This is a genomic window from Carnobacterium sp. CS13 (assembly GCF_016653495.1).
Classification (GTDB): Bacteria; Bacillota; Bacilli; order Lactobacillales; family Carnobacteriaceae; genus Carnobacterium_A; species Carnobacterium_A antarcticum.
Window position 1 is genome coordinate 2470655 of record NZ_CP067364.1, and the last position, 23282, is coordinate 2493936.

Below are 23282 nucleotides of genomic sequence, written 5' to 3' on the forward strand. Positions count from 1 at the left end.
TTAGTTCATTATTTAGCTGCTTGTTTGTGAGCAGATCTAATTTGGATCAAGGATTTTTTAGCTCCTGGTACGTTTCCTTTAATAAGAATAACGTTTTTCTCAGCGTCTACGCGAACAATTTCAAGGTTTTGAATTGTAATGCGGTTTCCGCCCATACGGCCAGGTAGTAATGTTTGTTTAAATACGCGAGCTGCGTTAGCGTCACCCAATGAACCAGGACGACGGTGGTGACGGGATCCGTGGGACATTGGGCCGCGGCCATATCCGTGACGTTTGATAACGCCTTGGAATCCTTTACCTTTTGAAGTCCCCGTTACATCAACGATGTCTCCAGCTTCGAAAGTCTCAACACGAATTTCTTTACCCACTTCGTATTCTCCCAGCTCAACATCGTCAAATTCACGTATGAAGCGCTTAGGAGCAGTATCTGCTTTTGCTACATGTCCTTTTGCAGGTTTGTTTGATAAAATATCACGTTTGTCTTGGTAACCCAATTGAACAGCTTCATAGCCGTCGTTTTCCATTGTTTTAAGTTGCAAAACAACGTTTGGTGTTGCTTCGATTACAGTTACAGGGATTAATTCGCCTGACGCTGTAAAGATTTGTGTCATTCCTACTTTTTTGCCTAAGATTCCTTTGGTCATGAGTACACCTCCATTTTTTTAGTTTGTATTAAAGTTTGATCTCGATGTCTACGCCAGATGGTAGATCAAGTTTTGTTAAAGCATCAACAGTTTTTGGTGTAGGATTGATAATATCAATCACACGTTTGTGTGTAAGCATTTCAAATTGCTCACGAGAATCTTTATATTTGTGAGTCGCACGAATCACAGTATAAAGGCTTCTTTCTGTTGGTAATGGAATTGGACCAGACACGCTAGCACCAGTTCTTTTTGCTGTTTCTACAATCTTTTCTGCTGATTGGTCTAAAAGACGATGTTCATAAGCTTTTAAACGAATCCGAATTTTTTGTTTTGCCATCATTTTCCCTCCTTCGCCTAGTCTTAGAAATTAGACATTGCTCCACGAAAATTTCCGTCACACTCGCCGTGGCAAAGCGGCCGGGTGTGTCGCAACCTCTCGTTTCATAGCCATTGGGTTTCTTTCGAAATACCCAGTACGATCTCTTCTTTGAAATCAGCACCTGTTCAATTATACAAGATACATCTTTTTTTATCAAGCATTTTTTACTTTTTATTTTTATTGTTTTGCTTTTTTATGTTCTTGCCGAAACATCCTTCTTATTCTATAGAAGAAAGGTAGAAGAAAGCAGTCATTTGATTAAAATAAATAAGCTACGATAAGAAGTGATCAACTCGCTTATCGTAACTTATTCTGTTTCATTTGTCTACTTAAAAGTGTTAAGAAATCTCTTTTTATTTAACTGACCTTCCTACCGATCAGAAGAATGGTATTCAATCTTTAGATGACAACTGAAATAATTAAACTTTGACGATCCAGCCTTCAGGAGCCGGAACTTCTCCGTATTGGATTCCCGTTAATTCTTCGTAAAGTTTTTTGGTTATCGGCCCAACTTCTGTTTCGCTATAAAACACATGGAAATCTTCTCCATATTGAATGCCGCCGATTGGCGAAATAACTGCGGCTGTTCCGCAAGCTCCTGCTTCCGCAAACCGATCCAATTCATCTACATAAACATCTCCTTCTTCCACCTCTAACCCCAAACGTTCTTTAGCTAAATACAACAAAGAATATTTTGTGATACTCGGCAAGATAGAAGGCGAAACGGGAGTGATAAATTTATTATCTTTAGTAATTCCAAAGAAGTTCGCTGACCCCACTTCTTCAATTTTTGTATGCGTGATCGGATCCAGATAAATCGCGTCACTGAAATTCTTTTGTTGCGCTTCTCTGCCTGGCAGCAAACTCCCGCCATAATTTCCCCCAACTTTAGCAGCACCTGTTCCGTTCCCAGCTGCTCGGTCATATCCAGATACCATAAAATTTGTTGGAAGCAAGCCGCCTTTAAAGTAAGCTCCGACCGGCATACAAAAAATTGAGAATAGATATTCTTCAGCAGGCTTAACCCCAATGTTGTCTCCTACACCAATCATAAACGGACGAAGATACAATGATCCTCCTGTACCATACGGCGGGATATACGCTTCATTCGCTTTGACAACTTTTTTAACCGCTTCTATAAAGGTATCTGTAGGAATTTCCGGCATCAGCAAACGTCGACAGCTCCGTTGCATTCTTTCAGCATTTTGATCCGCTCGAAACAGATTAATGCTGCCGTCTTTTGCACGGTAAGCTTTCATCCCTTCAAAAACCGTTTGGCCATAATGCAAAGCAGTCGACCCCTCACTAATATGTACTTTATTGTCTTCTGTCAAAGCACCATCATCCCATTTCCCGTCTTTCCAATACGAGATGTAACGGTAATCTGTTTTAATGTAGCTAAATCCTAAATTTGCCCAATCCAAGTCTACTGTTTTTCCCATTTCAACCACTCCTTACGCTATATTGCTTTCTAGTGTAACACAATTATTAGAATAAGATGAGGTTAAGTTTCTAAATTTTCTAAAACTTCTAAAACAAGCTGTTTTTACAGTTGCTTTTGATTAGATTCTGAATAATTGTTTTTATATTTTCTTTCAGATGTACCCTTGCTATTCTATCCTCCATACGACTCTTAACCGGTTTGGTTTTAGCCAACCCAATCCAATCGGAGCTTTTCTCGACCACAGAAGAAAAATCCAACTAATGCACTTGTCTTGCGTGACATACGGAGAGAGGTTTTCTATCCTTACCGTCCTCAAAAAGAGTTTGTGTACCTTATGCTCTATTCGTATCCACTCTTAAGGTACGCATCTGGATTTTGCGTGCCTCAAGTCGAGTCTTATCATACAGTTAAGGTACGTATCCTGTTCTTGCATCCTAACTGTCTAGGTTTATCACACAATAAATAATAGGGCATATAACCTATTTTCATGTACCATACAACTGCTACTCCATCTTCTATAGGGTACTCAACTGTTTTAACAAATCAAAAAAAGAACATAAAAAAGCCGCATCGGATAACCGATACGGCTTTTTTCTTGTCTGAACACGCTCTGCCACTGACAGAGTCCTTTTTAAATCACTTTTAGTTTTTGTTGATTAAGCTTCGATTGAAACTACAACGCCAGCTCCAACAGTACGTCCACCTTCACGGATAGTGAATTTAGTTCCTGCGTCGATAGCGATTGGTGCGATCAATTGAACGTCAATTGTAACGTTGTCTCCTGGCATAACCATTTCAGTACCTTCTGGTAACTCAACAACACCAGTTACGTCAGTTGTACGGAAGTAGAATTGCGGACGGTAGTTAGCGAAGAATGGAGTGTGACGTCCACCTTCTTCTTTTGATAAGATATAAACTTCGCCTTTAAATTTAGTATGCGGAGTGATTGAACCTGGTTTAGCTAATACTTGTCCACGTTGGATGTCTTCACGAGCAACTCCACGTAATAAAGCACCGATATTGTCCCCTGCTTGAGCGTAGTCTAGCAATTTACGGAACATTTCAACACCAGTTACAGTAGATTTTGTTGTTGCTTCGTGGATTCCAATGATTTCAACTTCTTCACCGACTTTGATTTCACCAGTTTCTACACGACCTGTAGCAACTGTTCCACGTCCAGTAATTGAGAATACATCCTCAACTGGCATCATGAATGGTTTGTCAGTATCACGTGCTGGAGTTGGAATGTAAGTGTCTACAGCTTCCATCAAGTCCATGATTTTGTCTTCGTATTCTGCAACGCCTTCAAGAGCTTTAAGAGCAGAACCAGCAACAACTGGAGTGTCGTCTCCTGGGAATTCGTATTCTGTTAACAAGTCACGAACTTCCATTTCAACTAATTCTAGTAATTCTTCGTCATCAACCATGTCAACTTTGTTTAAGAAAACAACGATGTATGGAACACCAACTTGACGAGACAATAGAATGTGTTCGCGAGTTTGAGGCATTGGGCCATCAGCAGCAGATACTACTAAGATAGCTCCATCCATTTGTGCAGCACCAGTGATCATGTTTTTAACATAGTCAGCATGGCCTGGGCAGTCTACGTGAGCGTAGTGACGGTTTTCAGTTTCGTATTCAACGTGTGAAGTTGAAATTGTGATTCCACGTTCGCGCTCTTCTGGAGCACCATCGATAGAAGCGTAGTCTTTTGCAGTACTTACGAAACCTTTTTTAGCTAATACAGTTGTGATTGCAGCTGTTAAAGTAGTTTTACCATGGTCAACGTGTCCAATAGTACCAACGTTAACATGGGGTTTTGAGCGATCGTATTTTTCTTTTGCCATTTTAGTAATTTCCTCCTTGGAATGAGTTTTCATTTTTTATTTTAGATAGGGAAAAACCTCAGTTCGTCCCTATCATTTGTAAGAATTATACCGATTAATGTCGGGAAAAGCAATACTTAACGATTACCGTTAACTTTACGCTTCGCCGCCATTTTTCTTAATGATTTCTGCAGAAATCGACTTAGGAACATCTTCGTAATGATCAAATGTCATTGAGAATGTACCACGGCCTTGTGTTGCTGAACGTAATGCTGTAGCGTATCCGAACATTTCAGCTAGTGGAATCGTACCTTTAACGATAGTCGTATTTCCACGTACTTCTGAGCCTTCGATCCGTCCACGACGAGCACTAATGTGTCCCATTACATCTCCTAAATAGTCTTCAGGGATTGTAATATCAACAGCCATCATCGGTTCCAAAATAACAGGGTTAGCTTTCTTCGCAGCATTTTTAAGTGCCATTGAAGCCGCTACTTTAAATGCCGTTTCATTTGAGTCGACATCATGGTAAGAACCATCATAAAGTTTTGCTTTGATATCCACTAATGGATAACCAGCAAGAACACCATTATCTAATGAAGCTTCTAGTCCCGCTTTAACTGCTGGGATGTATTCACGAGGAACAACACCACCAACGATTGCATCTTCAAACTCAAAGCCTTTTCCTTCTTCATTTGGTGAGAATTCGATCCATACGTGACCGTATTGACCTTTACCACCAGATTGACGAACGAATTTACCTTCAGCTTGAGTCGAACCGCGGAATGTTTCACGATAAGAAACTTGTGGAGCTCCAACAGTAGCTTCAACACCGAATTCACGTTTCATACGGTCAACGATGATATCTAAGTGTAATTCACCCATACCAGCAATGATCGTTTCACCTGTTTCGTGGTCTGTTTCAGCACGGAAAGTTGGATCTTCTTCAGCTAATTTTTGTAATGCAACACCCATTTTATCTTGGTCAGCTTTTGATTTAGGTTCAATCGCTACTTGGATAACGGGTTCCGGGAAGTCCATTGATTCTAAGATAACTTGTGATTTTTCGTCACATAGTGTATCTCCAGTAGTCGTATCTTTCAATCCGACTGCTGCTGCAATGTCTCCGGCAAATACTTCAGGGATTTCGCTACGAGAGTTCGCATGCATTTGCAAGATACGACCTACACGTTCACGTTTGCCTTTTGAAGCATTTTGGATATATGATCCAGCTTGTAACGTTCCTGAATACACACGGAAGAATGTTAGACGACCTACAAACGGGTCAGTCATAACTTTAAATGCTAATGCTGCGAATGGTGCGCTATCATCTGCAGGACGTTCAACTGTGTCTTCAGTACCTGGTAAGATACCTTCCATAGGTTTAACGTCGATTGGAGATGGTAGGTAATCAATAACTGCATCTAGCATCATTTGAACACCTTTGTTTTTAAATGCTGAACCACAAAGAACTGGGTAGAATTCAACGCTTAAAGTTGCTTTACGAATACCAGCAATAAGTTCTGCTTCAGTAATCTCTTCGCCTTCAAGGTATCTTTCCATCATATCTTCGTCTAATTCAGCAACAGCTTCAATCAATTTTGTACGCCATTCGTCTGCTAACTCTTGGTATTCTGCAGGAATGTCTTCTTCACGAACCACTTGGCCCATGTCGTCTTCATAGATTTCAGCTTTCATTTTAACTAAATCGATAATTCCGATAAATTCTGTTTCAGCACCCATCGGCAACTGAATCGGGTGAGCGTTTGCTTGTAAGCGATCGTGCATTGTGCCTACTGAATACAAAAAGTCTGCTCCGGTTTTATCCATTTTGTTAATGAATACAATACGAGGTACACCATAAGTTGTTGCTTGACGCCAAACTGTTTCAGTTTGAGGTTCAACACCTGATTGTGCATCAAGCAGCATTACAGCACCATCTAATACACGTAGAGAACGTTCAACTTCAACAGTGAAGTCAACGTGACCTGGAGTATCGATGATATTTACGCGGTGTCCTTTCCAAGCAGCTGTTGTTGCAGCAGATGTAATCGTGATTCCACGCTCTTGTTCTTGTGCCATCCAGTCCATTTGTGCTCCACCTTCGTGGGTTTCACCAATTTTATGGATACGGCCAGTATAATAAAGGACACGCTCAGTCGTTGTTGTTTTACCAGCATCGATATGGGCCATGATTCCGATATTACGGGTATTTTCTAGAGTAAACTCTCTTTTAGCCATCTTGCAATAACACCTCTCTTAAATTAATTAAGTTTTTAATGTTTAGTTTAAATACACTCTTTTCCAATAAAGGCCAGGTTTCTACAATAGGAACCAAGCCTTTTTTCGGAAAAATTTTACCAACGGTAGTGAGCGAAAGCTTTGTTCGCTTCTGCCATTTTATGTGTATCTTCACGTTTTTTAACTGCAGAACCTGAGTTGTTTGCAGCATCCATGATTTCTTTAGCAAGACGTTGTTCCATAGTATCTTCTCCACGCAGACGAGCGTAGTTTACTAACCAACGAAGAGCAAGTGCAGTACGACGTTCTGGACGAACTTCGACTGGAACTTGGTAGTTAGAACCCCCAACACGACGAGCTTTAACTTCAAGAACAGGCATAATGTTTTTCATTGCTTGTTCAAACACTTCCATAGGATCGTTGCCTGTTTGTTCTTTAACAACATCAAGTGAGCTGTAAAGAATAGTAGCAGCTTTCCCACGTTTACCATCAACCATTAAACGGTTGATTAAGCGAGTAACTAATTTAGAATTATAAATTGGATCAGGTAACACATCACGTTTAGTAATAGGACCTTTACGAGGCATCCAAATTCCTCCTTTCAATAATAGTTTTTTTAGAATACGAATTTCATTTTCAAATTAAGCAGTTAGCTTATTTTTTAGGTTTTTTAGCACCATATTTAGAACGACTTTGTTTACGGTCAGTAACACCAGCAGTATCTAATGCACCACGAACGATGTGGTAACGTACACCCGGTAAATCCTTAACACGTCCTCCACGGATAAGTACAACACTATGTTCTTGTAGGTTATGTCCTTCTCCTGGGATATATGCTGTTACTTCAATTAAGTTAGACAAACGAACACGTGCATATTTACGTAACGCTGAGTTAGGTTTTTTAGGAGTCATAGTTCCCACACGAGTACAAACACCACGCTTTTGAGGTGAGTTTACTGTTGTTTGTTTTTTTCTTTTACTGTTATATCCTCTGTTCAAAGCAGGTGATTCAGACTTTTCTGCTTTAGATTTACGAGGGCTACGAACTAATTGATTAATAGTAGGCATTGGTAATTTCCTCCTTCCCTGTGTTTATCTTTCTAGTCCACACATCCAGGTGGTTCTTTTTTCAGCAAAAAAATAGTGCTGCAAATCGCAACCAGCTTTACTTGTAGATTTAATGGCCCTTGTACCAGTCAGAACGACTGATCGACAGGAATCTGTATACAAAAGCACCTTGTGAATCATACCATGTCTTTTTTTTCTTGTCAACAAAAGGACAACATTTTCTCTTTTTTCTTCAAAATAATTTTTTTCATTAAACATTACGTATATTCCTTATAACAAAAGCAAATGAATGAAGAAAGCTAGGTGAATCAAAAAATGTCTGTGTTTCTCTTGTTTCTATTGATCGGATTGCTTGGTTGTTGTTTCGGTTCTTTTTTTATGGTCGTCGGTTTAAGAATTCCTTTGGGACAATCCATTGTCCATCCGGCCTCGCATTGTGCTGATTGTCAGCATTCGCTTGGTCCAACTGAACTGATTCCGGTTTTTTCTTTTCTGTTTCAGAAAGGACGGTGTCGCCATTGCCGCGCTTCCCTTTCGCTTTTTTATCCGCTTAGCGAAATTTGGACTGGTTTTCTCTTTGTTTCTATTGCCTTAGCTTTTGCTGCTCAACCGCAAGAACTTTTTTTAATGTATATGCTGGTTGCCTTTAGTCTGATCTTCAGCGTAACCGATCTCCACTACCAGTTATTGCCAGACTCGCTTATGGCGTCCTTTTTTTCTCTCGTGCTGATCGGTCGAATGTTGTATCATCCACTCTCATTTACTCACTATCTGCTCAGCGCTCTCTTTTACTTTAGTTTGTTTTATGCCTTGTATTGGATCACAGATCAAGCCATTGGCGGCGGCGATGTAAAACTTTTTGGTATCCTTGGCTTATTTTTAGGTTTCAAACTAATGCTGTTCACCTTGTTTGCAGCTTCTTTATCGTTGTTGCTGCTGGCTAGTATTCTTTTACTATTAAAAAAAATAACTCGCCAAACTCATCTGCCTTTTGCTCCCTTTATCTTTTTCGGTGTGTTCTTTTCTATCCGCTACGGTGAAGCTCTCTTGGCCTTAACTGAGAAACTTTTTATCTGACAAAATAAAACAGAGCAAAAGTACTTTTATCCCTTTTGCTCTGTCTTATTATCTAATCCAGTGTTAATCAGCTGTCACCTTCAACAAAATGCGCCCTCGGCCGTGGCCAGTCTCACTTTGCATCATAGCTTCTCGAACTTTTTCCAATGGATAAACCTTCTCGATTTCTGTTTTGATTGTACCATTAGCCATCAGTTCTGCTAATTGGTCCAAATCACTTAGTGTGGGGCTATCCTGATTGTCTATTCCTGTAACTAAATGATCTGTTGCAGCTTGTGGGTTGCGAATGCCGACCAAACTGACTAACTTTCCACCTGGCTTGATGATTTCCCAAGATCGGTCTTGGGTTTCGCCGCCAATCAAATCAATAACTAAATCAACGGCCGCTACCTCTTCTTCAAACCGTTGCTTTTTATAATCGATTCCTTGGTCTACGCCTAATTCTTTTAAAAAGCTTTGGTTATCCGTTGATGCTGTTCCGATAACTTCTGCCCCTTTCCATTTAGCCAGCTGAACGGCATAATGTCCTACTCCGCCAGCTGCAGCATGGATCAAAACACGTTGACCAGCTTTTAGATCGCCTTGTGTAAATAAAGCTTTCCAGGCTGTTTCTGCACCGGCAATAATCGTAGCCGCTTGTTCAAATGAAAGATTGACAGGTTTGTGATTCAAGGCTGTCATGGGAATAGTGGCCTTTTCTTTATAGGCTCCGCGTTTTGTTCTGCCGAAAACGGCATCGCCGATTTTAAAACCTACCACATCTTTACCAACTTGTTCAATAATCCCCGAAGCGGCAATTCCCGGAGTATAAGGAAAATTTCTCTTGCCTGCCTTACCTTGTCGGATTTTCCAGTCAACCGGCAATACTCCTGCATAACGAACTTTGATCAGAACCTCATCATCCTTTGGCACCGGTGTCTCGATTTCTTCTAATTTCAGTACTTCCGGTCCGCCAAATTCATCAACCCGTACAGCTTTCATCTTTAGCCCTTCTTTCTTTTTTAGGCACTCTCTCTTAATCAACAAAGTAAGTTGTGTGGACAAATTTAACTTCAAGAAACTCTTCAATTCCATAATGCCCATTTTCGCGGCCTAGACCAGAATGTTTCACACCGCCAAAAGGTGTTTCTGACTGAGAAACTTGCGTATTGTTGACTCCTACTAATCCATACTCTAAAGCTCGACTCACTTTTTCAGCACGACGCAAGTCAGTAGTGAAAACGTAAGAAGCCAAACCGAAGTTGGAATCGTTAGCCATTTGAATCACGTCATCTTCTTCTTCAAATTCAACCAGCGGAACGACTGGACCAAACGTTTCTTCATAGAATATATCCATTTCTTTCGTTACGCCATCGACGACAGTTGGCTGATAAAAGAATCCTTTTTCATATTCTCCTTCTGTCAAGCGACCACCACCGACAGGAATGTCTGCACCTTTATTTTTTGCATCCGCTAATTGAGCATCAATCGTTTCACGAGCTTCTTCATTGATTAGCGGGCCTACCGTCACTTCATCTAGCCCATTCCCGACCTTCACTTGAGAAACAGCTTGATTTAAAGCAGCCGTGAATTCTTTTTTGATCGATTTTTCGACAAAAATACGGTTAGGCGATGTACAAGCTTGCCCATTGTTCCTGAATTTCATAGCTACTAATGTCTTGACCGTTTCTTCGATCGGTGCATCTGCAAAAACAATAAACGGTGCATGCCCGCCTAATTCTAATGAGATTTTTTTCAAGGTAGCCCCGCACTGTTCATACAATTGCTGCCCTACCTTGGTTGAGCCGGTAAACGTTAATTTGCGAACATCATTACTGTCCGTTAAGGCTTTACCGATATCACTTGATGGCCCCATTACCAAATTAGCTACGCCGGCCGGTAACCCCGCTTGTTCAAACAACTCAAATAATGCAATAGCAGAGAGCGGTGTGCTGCTGGCTGGTTTCAAAATAATCGTGCAGCCAGCTGAAATAGCGGGCGATATCTTCCGTATGATCATGTTAGACGGAAAGTTCCAAGGGGTAATGGCACCAACAACGCCTACTGGCTGCTTCTTAACTTCAAATTTGTGGTTATTAGGAGCAGGAATCGTTTCACCATAGATCCGCCTAGCTTCTTCAGCATTCCAATGCATATTTTCTACGTTCGTTTTGATTTCGCCTTTTGCTTCTGCTAGTGGTTTGCCTTGTTCTAGCGTCATGATCAGTGCTAGTCGATCTGCATTTTCTTCCATTAAATCCGCAATTTTGTGCAGAATCTTTACTCTTTCTTTCAATTCCATTCCTGACCATACTGGAAAAGCCGCTTTTGCTGCTGCAATAGCTTTTTCAGTATCAGCTGTATCGGCTTGTGCCACTTGTATCAACTCTTCGCCTGTAGCAGGGTTGTTGACTGCTTTACTTTCCAGCGAGCCTGTTGTCCATTGTCCGTCAATATAAAGCCCTGATTGCATATCCGGTAATTTTTTTCGTGTTATTCCCACTTAAAACACTCCTTCAATTTTTTGGTTTTTATATTTCTACTCATATTTAGCATAGCACACCTTCCGGCTCACTAAAAATAATGTCACTTTCAAATAAGCAGGCAAATGAAAAAAGGAGGTTATGTACCTTAAGGAGAGAGATTTAACATCGTTAAGGTACGCAAATAGGGTTTGTGTACCTTAACGAGAGGGGTTTAGCAATGTTGAGGTACTCAAAAAGGATTTGCGTACCTCATGGACAGAGCTTTAACATTGTTAAGGTCCGCAAAAGGAATTCGCACTATCGACGGAAAAACAACGACTAAAGTTATGAAGCTTAGGCAATGAAAAAAGGCCGTTCAGCTGATTGTTGCATCAGTTGAACGGCCTTATTAACTTATCTTATATATTCGGTTCCTTTTTGTCATTGATGCTGTAAACATTCTCGCTCACAACGCCAACTCCTTTTGGTTCCATTTTACGATATTTCGGCATTCCTGTACCAGCTGGAATGATTTTTCCGATAATGACGTTTTCTTTCAATCCTAATAACGGATCACGTTTTCCGCGAATAGCAGCATCTGTTAAGACACGTGTCGTCTCTTGGAAGGAAGCAGCTGACAAGAAACTATTTGTTTCAAGAGAAGCTTTAGTAATTCCAAGTAAAACTGGACGAGCTGTCGCTGGAACACCGCCGGCTAATAGCGTACGGTTATTTTCGTCTGTGAAATCATGGATGTCGATCAACGTTCCTGGCAAGACGTCTGTTTCACCTGGATCCATGATACGAACTTTCCGCAACATTTGACGAACCATAACTTCGATATGTTTGTCGCCGATTTCTACCCCTTGCATACGGTAAACTTTTTGAACTTCACGTAAGAGATAGTTTTCAACAGAAAGAACATCGCTGACACCTAATAGTTGTTTAGGATCGACTGATCCTTCAATTAAGCTTGAACCACGTTTAACGATGTCGCCTTCAGCAACTTTCATGCGGGAAGTAAACGGAATTTGGTAACTACGCGTATCGGTTACTCCTTTGATCGTAATTTCTTTCGTACGATCTGCTGGATTTTCTTCAATCGCAATGACTTCACCGGTTACTTCAGTGATAACAGCTTGTCCTTTAGGATGACGAGCTTCAAAAATTTCTTGGATACGTGGAAGACCTTGAGTAATATCGTCTCCGGCAACTCCACCTGTATGGAAAGTACGCATGGTTAATTGGGTTCCTGGTTCTCCAATTGATTGAGCTGCAATTGTTCCAACTGCTTCTCCAACTTCAACTTCTGAACCTGTAGCCAAGTTACGGCCATAACAATACTTACAAACACCATGTTTAGTATTACATGTAAATACTGAACGAATGGTAACTTGTTCAATATCTGCGTCTATAATTTCTTTTGCAATGTCTTCTGTGATGATTTCGTTATTTTTGATGATAACAGATCCGTCTTTAGGATTAAAGATCGTTTTACGTGTATAACGACCTAACAAACGCTCCTCAAGAGGTTCAATCACTTCATTGCCTTCTTTAATAGCAGTAACTTCTAAACCACGGTCCGTTCCACAATCTGTTTCACGAATGATAACATCTTGTGCCACGTCTACTAAACGACGAGTCAAGTAACCCGAGTCAGCCGTTTTCAGAGCCGTATCGGTCATTCCTTTACGAGCACCATGGGTAGAGATAAACATTTCTAAAACTGATAGTCCTTCACGGAAGTTAGATGTGATCGGTAATTCCATGATTTGTCCATTCGGTGCAGCCATCAATCCACGCATACCAGCCAGTTGAGTAAAGTTGGAGATGTTACCACGGGCACCTGAGTCACTCATCATGAAGATCGGGTTGCGGTCATCTAAACTTTCCATCAATTTCACTTGAATACGGTCTTTAGCAGCATTCCAGATAGCAATAACACGTTCATAACGTTCATCATCCGTAATTAAACCACGACGGAATTGTTTGGTTACATTGTCTACTTGTCCATGAGCTTCATCTAACATCTCTTGTTTTTCATGCAAGACAACGATATCCGAAATTCCTACGGTAATCCCTGCAATAGTAGAATATTTGTATCCTAAGTCTTTCATTCTGTCTAACATTTTTGATGTTTCGGTTATTTTGAAACGTTTGAAAACTTCTGCAATAATATTACCAAGGTTTTTCTTCTTAAATGGTTTGATCAACGCTTGCTCTTTAATGTGAGCCGGAATATCCGTTGCTGCTTCGACAAAGTATTTGTCTGGTGTAGCAACCTCAAGGTTTACTTGAGTTGGCTCATTCATGTATGGGAATTCCCCAGGCATGATTTCATTGAAGATCAATTTCCCAACAGTCGTGATCATCATTTTATCTTTTTGCCATTCAGTAAACGGTTTGTTCGGAATATCGATTGCACGGATTCCAATCCGTGAATGTAAATGCACATAGCCGCTTTGGTAAGCAACCAATGCTTCATTCAAACTGCTGAATGTCATTCCTTCGCCTTCGCGTCCTTCTTCTTCCATTGTAAGGTAATAGTTCCCCAATACCATATCTTGAGAAGGAGTAACTACTGGTTTACCATCTTTTGGATTTAGAATGTTTTGAGCAGCAAGCATCAACATACGCGCTTCAGCTTGTGCCTCTTCACTTAACGGTACATGGACAGCCATTTGGTCTCCATCGAAGTCGGCGTTATAAGCTTCACAGACTAATGGGTGCAAGCGAATAGCTTTACCCTCTACAAGAACAGGCTCAAAAGCTTGGATTCCTAATCTGTGTAATGTTGGTGCCCGGTTCAACAAAACTGGGTGTTCGCGGATAACTTCTTCCAAGACAGGCCAGATAGCATCGTCTTGACGATCGATTTTGCGTTTTGCGTTTTTGATATTGCTGGCGATATCGCGGGCAACAAGTTCTCTCATTACAAATGGTTTGAAAAGTTCAATGGCCATTTGTTTCGGCAATCCACATTGGTACATTTTAAGCGTTGGTCCAACAACAATAACCGAACGGCCTGAATAGTCTACACGTTTACCAAGTAAGTTTTGACGGAAACGACCTTGTTTCCCTTTTAGCATGTGTGACAATGATTTCAATGGACGGTTACCTGGTCCAGTAACTGGACGGCCGCGACGACCATTATCAATCAAAGCATCGACTGCTTCTTGCAACATCCGTTTTTCATTTTGAACAATGATATTCGGTGCCATTAAATCTAGTAGACGTTTCAAACGGTTGTTACGGTTAATTACACGACGGTACAAGTCATTTAAATCACTTGTCGCAAAGCGTCCGCCTTCTAATTGAACCATTGGGCGAATCTCTGGAGGAATAATCGGAATAACATCCATAACCATCCATGATGGGTGGTTTCCAGAATTACGGAAAGCTTCTAGGATGTCCAAGCGACGAATAGCACGTGTCCGTTTTTGGCCTTGTGCTGTTTTTAATTCTTCTTTTAATTCAGTCACTTCTTTTTCAAGATTTACATCGTTCAATAATTGCTTAATGGCTTCTGCTCCCATTTCAGCTTGGAATTCTGTTCCATATTGATCACGACGTTCACGGTATTCTCTTTCAGTCAATAATTGTTTCTTTTCCATCGGTGTGTTACCAGGTTCGATAACAACGTAAGAAGCGAAATAAATGATTTCTTCAAGAGCACGTGGGCTCATGTCTAACACAAGTCCCATACGGCTTGGAATCCCTTTGAAATACCAAATGTGAGTAACTGGTGCTGCTAATTCAATATGACCCATACGTTCACGACGTACTTTAGAACGAGTTACTTCAACTCCACAACGGTCGCAGACGATGCCTTTGTAACGAATTCGTTTGTATTTTCCACAAGCACATTCCCAGTCTTTTGAAGGTCCAAAAATACGTTCACAGAATAAACCATCTCGTTCAGGTTTCAATGTACGATAGTTAATGGTTTCAGGTTTTTTTACTTCTCCATAAGACCAACTGCGAATCTTATCTGGAGAGGCCAAACCAATTTGCATACTTTCAAAATTATTAACGTCTATCAAGGGGCCTACCTCCCTTTATTTTTTATATCGAGCTGCCCTATCTGCTCACTGTTTTGGTTCATTACAAAATAGAGCGGAAACCCGAGTCCCCGGAGGAACTCTCCGCATCTTCTTAATTGAGCTGCACACGCTAGTCTCTCGGAAAATAGATGAATTTCTTCGAGGATGAAACATCCTCTGTGGAATTCCCAAATTTTCTTTCGAGCCTATCAAGCGTGTTCCGCATCTTAGTTGAACTGCATACGCCAGACTTTCGGAAAATAGATGAAATATCCTCGAGGCTCTAGCCTCTTGCGGTACTTCCCTATTTTTCTTTCAAGTCTATCAGGCGTATTACGTATCCTAATTTAATTGAGCTGCGCGCTCTAGCTCTTCGGAAAAAAGACAAAATTGTCCTCAAGGCTTACAGCCTTCTGCGGGAATTTTTCTATTTTTCTGTCAGAGCTGAACAGAGCGCTTCGCATCTTAATCTTTTAGTCGTTCTTTTTCTGCTGCTTCTGCGCGAACTTTTTCTTGTTCTTCAGCGTATTTGCTTAGAGCATCAATGTTTACGATGTCATCATCGTCATCCATATCGCGTAGTTCAATTTCTTCATCTTCAGCATTCAATACTTTCATATCTAATCCTAAAGCTTGTAATTCTTTAACTAATACGCGGAATGATTCAGGAACACCTGGTTTTGGAATAGGATCGCCTTTAACGATAGCTTCGTACGTTTTAACACGTCCAACAACATCATCTGATTTGTATGTCAGGATTTCTTGCAGTGTATAAGCTGCACCGTAAGCTTCAAGTGCCCAAACTTCCATCTCACCAAAACGTTGTCCACCAAATTGAGCTTTACCACCCAACGGTTGTTGTGTAACTAGTGAGTAAGGTCCAGTTGAACGAGCATGTAATTTATCATCGACCATGTGGGCCAGTTTGATCATGTACATTACTCCTACAGAAATGCGGTTGTCAAACGGTTCTCCGCTACGTCCGTCATAAAGAACGGTTTTCGCATCTGCAGCCATTCCGGCTTCTTGAACTGTTTCCCAAACGTCTTTTTCATTGGCTCCATCAAATACAGGCGATGCAATGTGAATGCCCATTTTGCGAGCGGCCATTCCCATATGCAATTCAAGTACTTGTCCAATATTCATCCGTGAAGGTACCCCTAATGGGTTTAACATAATATCAACAGGAGTTCCATCAGGCATAAACGGCATATCTTCTTCCGGCATAATCAACGAAACAACACCTTTGTTACCATGACGTCCCGCCATTTTGTCCCCTTCATTGATTTTACGTTTTTGAACAATGTAAACCCGAACAAGCATGTTTACTCCTGGAGATAACTCATCTCCTGCTTCACGAGTAAAGATCTTAACATCATGGACTGTTCCGCCGCCACCATGTGGTACGCGTAAAGAAGTATCTCTTACTTCACGAGCTTTTTCACCAAAGATCGCATGCAATAGACGCTCTTCTGCTGATAGTTCCGTTACCCCTTTAGGAGTTACTTTCCCAACCAGCAAATCGCCATCAAGAACTTCAGCCCCAATGCGGATAATACCCATTTCATCTAGATCTTTTAAAGCATCTTCTCCGACGTTAGGAATCTCACGAGTGATTTCTTCAGGTCCAAGTTTCGTGTCACGTGCTTCTGACTCATATTCTTCAATATGGATCGACGTGTACACATCATCTTTGACTAAACGTTCGCTCATGATGATCGCATCTTCATAGTTGTACCCTTCCCAAGTCATGAAGGCTACTAATGGGTTTTGACCTAAAGCCATTTCCCCATTTTCCATAGAAGAACCATCTGCTAAAATCTCGCCTTTGTCTACGCGATCGCCTTTAGCAACGATTGGACGTTGATTGTAACAAGTACCTGCGTTTGAACGACGGAATTTTGTAACAGGGTATTTATCTAATGCCCCGTTGTCTTGACGAATACGAATTTCTTTAGCGTCTACGTATTCAACGATTCCGTCATTTTGACAAATAATTGCCGCGCCTGAGTCTTTTGCCGCTACGTGTTCCATACCAGTCCCCACTAATGGTGCTTCTGGTCTGATCAACGGTACAGCTTGACGTTGCATGTTTGCACCCATCAATGCCCGGTTACTATCATCGTTTTCCAAGAAAGGAATACAAGCTGTTGCTACAGCAACTACTTGTTTAGGAGAAACGTCCATATAATCTACACGGCCGATCGGTACTTCTAAGTTTTCTTCTACATAACGAGCCAATACGATATCGTTCGCAAATGTGCCATCTTCATTCAACTCTGCATTTGCTTGCGCAACAACATACGCATCTTCTTCATCTGCTGTTAAATAGTCGATGTGGTCTGTTACTTTACCAGTTTCGCGGTCTACGCGACGGTAAGGTGTTTCAATGAATCCAAATTTATTTACTTTTGCGAAACTAGATAAGCTGTTGATCAGTCCAATGTTTGGTCCTTCAGGTGTTTCAATCGGACACATACGGCCATAATGCGAGTAATGCACGTCACGAACTTCGTATCCAGCACGGTCTCTGGTTAAACCACCGGGTCCTAAAGCAGATAAACGACGTTTATGAGTCAACTCGCCTAATGGGTTGGTTTGATCCATAAATTGTGACAGTTGAGATGACCCAAAGAATTCTTTGATGGCCGCAACAACTGGACGAATGTTGATCAATTGTTGTGGTGTAACGGTAGCCATATCTTGGATCGACATCCGCTCACGTACCACACGTTCCATTCGAGACAAACCAATACGGTATTGGTTTTGCAATAGTTCACCAACCGAACGAATACGACGGTTGCCTAAGTGGTCAATGTCATCTACATTGCCGATGCCTTCTTGCAAGTTAAAGAAATAGTTCATTGAAGAAATAATATCAGCCGGTGTAGCATTTTTGATTTCTGTTGATATTACGCCATTTCCGATCACATTCACAACTCGTTCAGGGTCTTTTGGAGAAACAACTTTTACAACTTGCAGAGTGATCGGTTCAGTAACGACCGCATCTTCTGTTGGGTAATACGTAACACTGTTTAGACCAGCATCAAGGTAAGGATCTAAAATGTCCATTTGGTCACGGTCTAATTTAGTTCCTTCTTCTACTAAGATTTCTCCTGTTTCTGGGTCAACCAAAGTTTCAGCTAATGTTAAATTGAATAAACGTGTTTTTAGGTTTAATTTTTTATTCACTTTGTAACGACCCACGTTTGCTAAATCATAACGTTTTGGATCGAAAAAGCGAGCAGTCAATAAGCTTCTTGAGCTATCTGCTGTTTTAGGTTCACCTGGACGCAGACGTTCATAAACATCTTTTAACGCTTCTTCCGTCCGCGAGTCGCTGGCGTTTTTGTGCAAGTCTTTTTCTAGAGTTAAACGAAGGCTTTCATTCTCTCCAAAAATCTCAAGGATTTGATCGTCTGATCCGAACCCAAGCGCACGAACTAAAACAGATAACGGGATTTTACGTGTACGGTCAATACGCACATAAGAAATATCTTTTGCGTCTGTTTCGTACTCCAACCAAGCTCCACGGTTTGGAATCAAGGTAGATCCGAAACCTTCTTTACCGTTTTTATCTAGTTTACTGTTAAAGTAAACACCTGGCGAACGAACCAACTGAGAAACGATAACTCGTTCTGCTCCGTTAATAACAAAAGTTCCCATGTCGGTCATCAAAGGGAAATCCCCAAAGAAGACTTCTTGGTCTTTCACTTCACCGGTTACTTTATTGATCAAACGTAATTTCACATAAATAGGCGCTGAGTAGTTTGCATCGTGAGAACGAGCTTCTTCAACGGTATATTTAGATTCTTGTAATTGGTAATCAAGGAACTCTAATGATAGGTTTCCTGCGAAGTCTTCTATTGGAGAAATGTCTTTAAACATTTCACGTAAGCCTTCATCTAAGAACCATTGGTAGGAATTGGTTTGAATTTCAATCAAATTCGGAAGTTCTAAAACTTCGTTGATTCGTGCGAAACTTCTACGTGTACGGTGTTTTCCGTAATTTACTAAATGGCCTGCCAACCTGTTCACCCCTCAAAATGTTTTGATTGTGTACGTAGACCATCAAAATTTACGGCGGATCAACATATTACAATTGCGTAACAATTATTAAAAATACGCAACATTTGATCTGCAACCCTATTTTTTGACAAAAAAAAACCAAAAGAGTCGTGAACTTTTAAATAAAAATCACATTTTCTTTTGTTTTTCTTTAAAAACCTATTCTGGACAATATTTCAGAACAAGTTTACTTCTACTGGACACACTTACTGCATTAGATTATTTTACCGAAAAAAAAGCCCTCTGTCAAGCACAATAAATCCTGTTTTGTTAAAGATGACCATCTTTTTGGTTTTTACCGTTTAACGCTTTGGATAATCCAATATCCTTTGTCTTTACTAATGACTTCTGCATTGCCGAATGTTTCTTCCATTTTCGCTTTAGCACTAGGAGCACCTTGTTTCTTTTGAATCACGATCATTAATATACCATCTTTTTTGAGATAGTCATAAGCACCTGTCAAAATACCGTGCACGACTGATTTCCCGGCACGAATCGGCGGATTGCTGACGACTGCTGCAAATTCTTTTTGCGCTACTTGTTCGTAAATATCAGAAATATGAATAGAAACATTGCCGATTCGGTTATTAGAAGCATTTTGCTTAGCTAAGCCAAGCGCCCGCTCGTTTACATCGACCATCTCTACCGTACGTTCACTAGCTTCTTTGGCGAATGCCAATCCGATCGGTCCATAACCACAGCCTACATCTAAAATATCTCCCTCAACTAACGAAGTTAAATCAAGTGTCTCAACCAATAAACGCGACCCAAAATCGACTGTTTTTTTCGAAAACACACCCAAGTCCGTAACAAACTTAAATGTTTGGCCGCGCAATTCGTATGTCCACGCTGAATGTTCGCTTGCCGCGCTTGGTTTATTCGTGAAATAATGATCTGCCATATCAAACCCTCCTTGATTTTAGCTTTAAAGTTAAAAAAGACACGCAGCGAACTGCGTGTCTAAAAATTCTACTGTTAAAGCAGATTGATTATTTAAGTGTTACAGTTGCGCCAACAGCTTCTAATGCTTCTTTCATAGCTTCAGCGTCTTCTTTAGAAACGTCTTCTTTAATTGGTGCAGGAGCTCCGTCAACTAAAGCTTTAGCTTCTTTCAAGCCTAAACCAGTTGCTTCGCGAACTGCTTTGATAACTTTGATTTTTGCGTCTCCAACAGAAGTTAATTCTACTGTGAATTCTGTTTGTTCAGCAGCAGCAGCTTCTCCGCCACCAGCAGCAGCTACAGGTGCAGCTGCAGTTACGCCAAATTCTTCTTCGATTGCTTTTACTAAGTCGTTTAATTCTAATACTGTTGATTCTTTCAAATCAGCAACGATTTGTTCAATGTTTAATGCCATTGTTATTTTCCTCCATTATAGGTTTATAGGTTAGTTTTGTTCATCTTACTTAACTTACGTGTTCAAACGAACAATAAGCCATTTCTCTTATTAAGCTACTTCTTCTTTTGATTCTGCAACTGCTTTGATAACAAGAGCAGTGTTGCGAACCGGTGCTTGAAGTACTGATAGTAACATAGATAGCAAACCTTCGCGGTTTGGTAGTTTTGCAAGAGCGTTCATTTCTTCTACTGATGAAACTTTGCCTTCGATGACGCCACCTTTAATTTCTAAAGCTGGTGCTTCTTTTGCAAAGTCAGCGATGATTTTTGCAGGTGCAATAACATCTTCATCACTAAATGCGATAGCAGTAGGTCCTTTAAAAACATCATCCATTCCTGCTAAACCAGCTGCTTCTGCTGCACGGCTCAACACAGAGTTTTTGATAACTTTCATTGAAATTCCTGCATCACGTAATTGTTTACGCAAGTCTGTTACTTCTTGAACAGTTAAACCACGGTAATCCATCACTACAACAGATGCTGCGTTTTGGAATCGAGTTGTTGCTTTTTCAACAAGTAATTGTTTTTGTTCAATTGCTGCTTGACTCATTAACTTTTCACCTCCCGATCGATTGGAATTTTTTCGCTTCATCAACTAAAAAGTCTCTATAACGTAAAAAACTCCATGTCACCGTAGACATAGAGGGAGTATTGTATGCTTTCACATATCATCCTCGGCAGGAAATTAAGGCATATAGCCACCTACTGTCTTCGGTAATAGTTCTTAACCTAGACGATTCTATCAACTCAAACCGTCCAGGTCAAGACATTTTTTGTTTTTTTAAATTAAGCTTTGTTAAACGTACTTACGTTAACTTTGATACCAGGTCCAAACGTGCTTGTAATGGTAACATTTTTAATGTAGTCGCCTTTAGCAGTTGAAGGTTTTACTTTCACCATTGTGTCTTGGATCGTTGCAAAGTTTTCAACCAATTTAGCTGCATCAAACGATACTTTACCGATTGGAGCGTGAACGTTTCCTGCTTTATCAACACGATACGTTACTTTACCAGCTTTAATTTCATTGATTGCTTTAGCAACATCCATTGTAACTGTTCCTGTTTTAGGGTTAGGCATTAATCCTTTGGGTCCTAAAACGCGTCCTAAACGACCAACTTCAGCCATCATGTCCGGAGTTGCTACAACAACGTCGAAATCAAACCATCCGCCATTGATTTTTTGAACAAGTTCAGCGTCGCCGACGTAGTCTGCTCCTGCTGCTTCTGCTTCTTTAGCTTTTTCACCTTTAGCAAAAACTAAAACTTTTTGTGTTTTACCTGTTCCATTTGGAAGAACAACTGCCCCACGAATTTGTTGGTCAGCTTTTTTAGGGTCAACACCAAGTCTGTATGCTACTTCAACAGTTGCATCAAATTTAGCATAGTTTGTTTCTTGCACTAAAGCTACAGCTTCTTCTACAGAATAAAGTTTTTCAGTGTCAACTTTTTCCAAAGCTGCTAAATATTGTTTACTTTTTTTAGCCATCTTTCATTTCCTCCTTGATTGTGGTTATAACGGTTTTACCTCCCACTTGATCCTCGTCTTCTTTCATACGAGAGACACTGAGAAGCGTGTTTCGAGATTAGCCTTCTACAACAAATCCCATGCTTCGTGCAGTACCTTCAACCATTTGCATAGCAGCTTCAACTGAAGCAGCGTTTAGGTCAGGCATTTTAGTTTCAGCAATTTCTCTTACTTGTGCACTTGTAACAGTTGCAACTTTTTTCTTGTTTGGTTCACCAGATGCTTTATCAATACCAGCAGCTTTTTTAAGTAAAACAGCAGCAGGCGGTGTTTTTGTAACAAATGTAAATGAACGATCTTCATAAACAGAAATTACAACTGGTGTTAGTAAGCCACCTAGATCTTGCGTACGAGCATTGAATTCTTTACAGAATCCCATAATGTTCACTTGCGCTTGACCTAAAGCTGGTCCTACTGGTGGAGCTGGATTTGCTTTTCCTGCAGGAATCTGCAATTTAACTATCTTAACAACTTTTTTGGCCACGAGACATACCTCCTTGAATGAGTCCGTGATGTGGTTAATGGGGTTAAAATTTCCCCTCCCACATTCTTGCATACGTCAAAACGTACCCAATTACTATACCATCTCTTTTACTTAACGACAACCCCTATTTTTTGTTTTTTCGTTTTTCTGTTCGATAGCGTCTAGTCGGCTTATCCTCAACTTCTATTTCTAGTTGTTTTTCTGTTTGTTCCGGCTGCTTTCTCATTTTTCTCACTGAACGGACAACGCTGTAAACAATACCCGCAAATAGTGCATAACCAAAGAAAAAAACTAAAAAACCCCATAAACCGATGGCAGCATCTGCAAATTCCATATTGCCTCGATTCGTGATCGCTTGTTGTATTTCAATCGCAAATACTAAAACCACCATCATAGTAAAGGTATAAATAAATGCCAAAATGGTTGTGCTGAATTTCATTTTTTCAATCGCTTTAAAGAATACATAGACGAACAGGAAAAAGATGATCCCAATGATGCCCATAACCCAAAAATGCAAATCCTTATCAGTCATACGAACGCCAAATTGATACGCCAAGACATCGTGCACCTCATTTACCAGCTTAGCCAACAGTAAAATAGCTTCTTTCATTTCTGTTCCCTCCAAAATGCAACTTACAAATCAA

The 23282-nt window shown here is 40.5% G+C and carries 19 protein-coding genes and 1 other annotated feature; of the genes, 1 reads left to right on the forward strand and 18 read right to left on the reverse strand.

Annotated features, from left to right (window positions below; genetic code table 11):
• Positions 1 to 8: 8 nt before the first annotated feature.
• The 8 genes from rplC to JHE06_RS11760 all read right to left on the reverse strand — a co-directional run bounded on the left by rplC (position 9) and on the right by JHE06_RS11760 (position 7860).
• On the reverse strand, positions 9 to 644 hold the full coding sequence (gene rplC / locus JHE06_RS11725) for a 50S ribosomal protein L3 (protein ID WP_058919502.1): 636 nt from the start codon (positions 642 to 644) through the stop codon (positions 9 to 11).
• A 28-nt stretch (positions 645 to 672) separates the two neighbouring features.
• On the reverse strand, positions 673 to 981 hold the full coding sequence (gene rpsJ / locus JHE06_RS11730; RefSeq protein ID WP_058919503.1) for a 30S ribosomal protein S10: 309 nt from the start codon (positions 979 to 981) through the stop codon (positions 673 to 675).
• A gap of 461 nt (positions 982 to 1442) precedes the next feature.
• On the reverse strand, positions 1443 to 2465 hold the full coding sequence (locus JHE06_RS11735) for a branched-chain amino acid aminotransferase (RefSeq protein WP_201088876.1): 1023 nt from the start codon (positions 2463 to 2465) through the stop codon (positions 1443 to 1445).
• A gap of 658 nt (positions 2466 to 3123) precedes the next feature.
• The gene (gene tuf / locus JHE06_RS11740) at positions 3124 to 4314 is read right to left on the reverse strand and encodes an elongation factor Tu (RefSeq protein WP_201088877.1); all 1191 of its coding nucleotides are present in this window, start codon (positions 4312 to 4314) and stop codon (positions 3124 to 3126) included.
• Positions 4315 to 4449: 135 nt separating this feature from the next.
• Entirely contained in the window at positions 4450 to 6534 is a 2085-nt protein-coding gene (gene fusA / locus JHE06_RS11745) for an elongation factor G (protein WP_058919506.1), read from the reverse strand.
• Between the two features lie 116 nt (positions 6535 to 6650).
• A complete protein-coding gene (gene rpsG, locus JHE06_RS11750; RefSeq protein ID WP_058919507.1) occupies positions 6651 to 7121 on the reverse strand; it encodes a 30S ribosomal protein S7 in 471 nt (156 codons plus the stop codon).
• Positions 7122 to 7188: 67 nt separating this feature from the next.
• A complete protein-coding gene (gene rpsL, locus JHE06_RS11755) occupies positions 7189 to 7602 on the reverse strand; it encodes a 30S ribosomal protein S12 (protein WP_058919508.1) in 414 nt (137 codons plus the stop codon).
• Positions 7603 to 7626: 24 nt separating this feature from the next.
• Complete coding sequence (locus JHE06_RS11760) at positions 7627 to 7860, reverse strand: hypothetical protein (protein WP_201088878.1); 234 nt, start codon at positions 7858 to 7860, stop codon at positions 7627 to 7629.
• A gap of 57 nt (positions 7861 to 7917) precedes the next feature.
• On the opposite strand from JHE06_RS11760, the gene JHE06_RS11765 reads away from it, so the two are divergent.
• On the forward strand, positions 7918 to 8679 hold the full coding sequence (locus JHE06_RS11765) for a prepilin peptidase (RefSeq protein ID WP_201088879.1): 762 nt from the start codon (positions 7918 to 7920) through the stop codon (positions 8677 to 8679).
• A 63-nt stretch (positions 8680 to 8742) separates the two neighbouring features.
• On the opposite strand, the gene JHE06_RS11770 is transcribed toward JHE06_RS11765, so the two are convergent.
• From JHE06_RS11770 to JHE06_RS11815, 10 genes are all read right to left on the reverse strand, one after another.
• Positions 8743 to 9660, reverse strand: coding sequence for an NADP-dependent oxidoreductase (locus JHE06_RS11770; RefSeq protein ID WP_201088880.1), 918 nt, complete (start codon positions 9658 to 9660; stop codon positions 8743 to 8745).
• Positions 9661 to 9694: 34 nt separating this feature from the next.
• The gene (locus tag JHE06_RS11775; protein WP_236253583.1) at positions 9695 to 11155 is read right to left on the reverse strand and encodes an NAD-dependent succinate-semialdehyde dehydrogenase; all 1461 of its coding nucleotides are present in this window, start codon (positions 11153 to 11155) and stop codon (positions 9695 to 9697) included.
• Between the two features lie 387 nt (positions 11156 to 11542).
• Positions 11543 to 15166, reverse strand: a complete 3624-nt coding sequence (gene rpoC / locus JHE06_RS11780) for a DNA-directed RNA polymerase subunit beta' (protein ID WP_058919512.1) — start codon at positions 15164 to 15166, stop codon at positions 11543 to 11545.
• A gap of 465 nt (positions 15167 to 15631) precedes the next feature.
• Positions 15632 to 19195: a DNA-directed RNA polymerase subunit beta gene (rpoB, locus tag JHE06_RS11785; protein WP_058919513.1), complete on the reverse strand. Its 3564-nt coding sequence runs from the start codon at positions 19193 to 19195 to the stop codon at positions 15632 to 15634.
• A 334-nt stretch (positions 19196 to 19529) separates the two neighbouring features.
• Entirely contained in the window at positions 19530 to 20135 is a 606-nt protein-coding gene (locus tag JHE06_RS11790) for a class I SAM-dependent methyltransferase (RefSeq protein WP_058919514.1), read from the reverse strand.
• A gap of 88 nt (positions 20136 to 20223) precedes the next feature.
• A complete protein-coding gene (gene rplL, locus JHE06_RS11795) occupies positions 20224 to 20589 on the reverse strand; it encodes a 50S ribosomal protein L7/L12 (RefSeq protein WP_058919515.1) in 366 nt (121 codons plus the stop codon).
• A 90-nt stretch (positions 20590 to 20679) separates the two neighbouring features.
• Positions 20680 to 21180, reverse strand: coding sequence for a 50S ribosomal protein L10 (gene rplJ / locus JHE06_RS11800; RefSeq protein WP_058919516.1), 501 nt, complete (start codon positions 21178 to 21180; stop codon positions 20680 to 20682).
• Positions 21181 to 21235: 55 nt separating this feature from the next.
• Positions 21236 to 21363, reverse strand: a sequence feature (ribosomal protein L10 leader region).
• A gap of 53 nt (positions 21364 to 21416) precedes the next feature.
• The gene (rplA, locus tag JHE06_RS11805) at positions 21417 to 22115 is read right to left on the reverse strand and encodes a 50S ribosomal protein L1 (RefSeq protein ID WP_058919517.1); all 699 of its coding nucleotides are present in this window, start codon (positions 22113 to 22115) and stop codon (positions 21417 to 21419) included.
• Positions 22116 to 22212: 97 nt separating this feature from the next.
• Positions 22213 to 22638, reverse strand: a complete 426-nt coding sequence (gene rplK / locus JHE06_RS11810; RefSeq protein ID WP_058919518.1) for a 50S ribosomal protein L11 — start codon at positions 22636 to 22638, stop codon at positions 22213 to 22215.
• A 124-nt stretch (positions 22639 to 22762) separates the two neighbouring features.
• Entirely contained in the window at positions 22763 to 23248 is a 486-nt protein-coding gene (locus tag JHE06_RS11815) for a hypothetical protein (RefSeq protein WP_058919519.1), read from the reverse strand.
• Positions 23249 to 23282 lie beyond the last annotated feature (34 nt).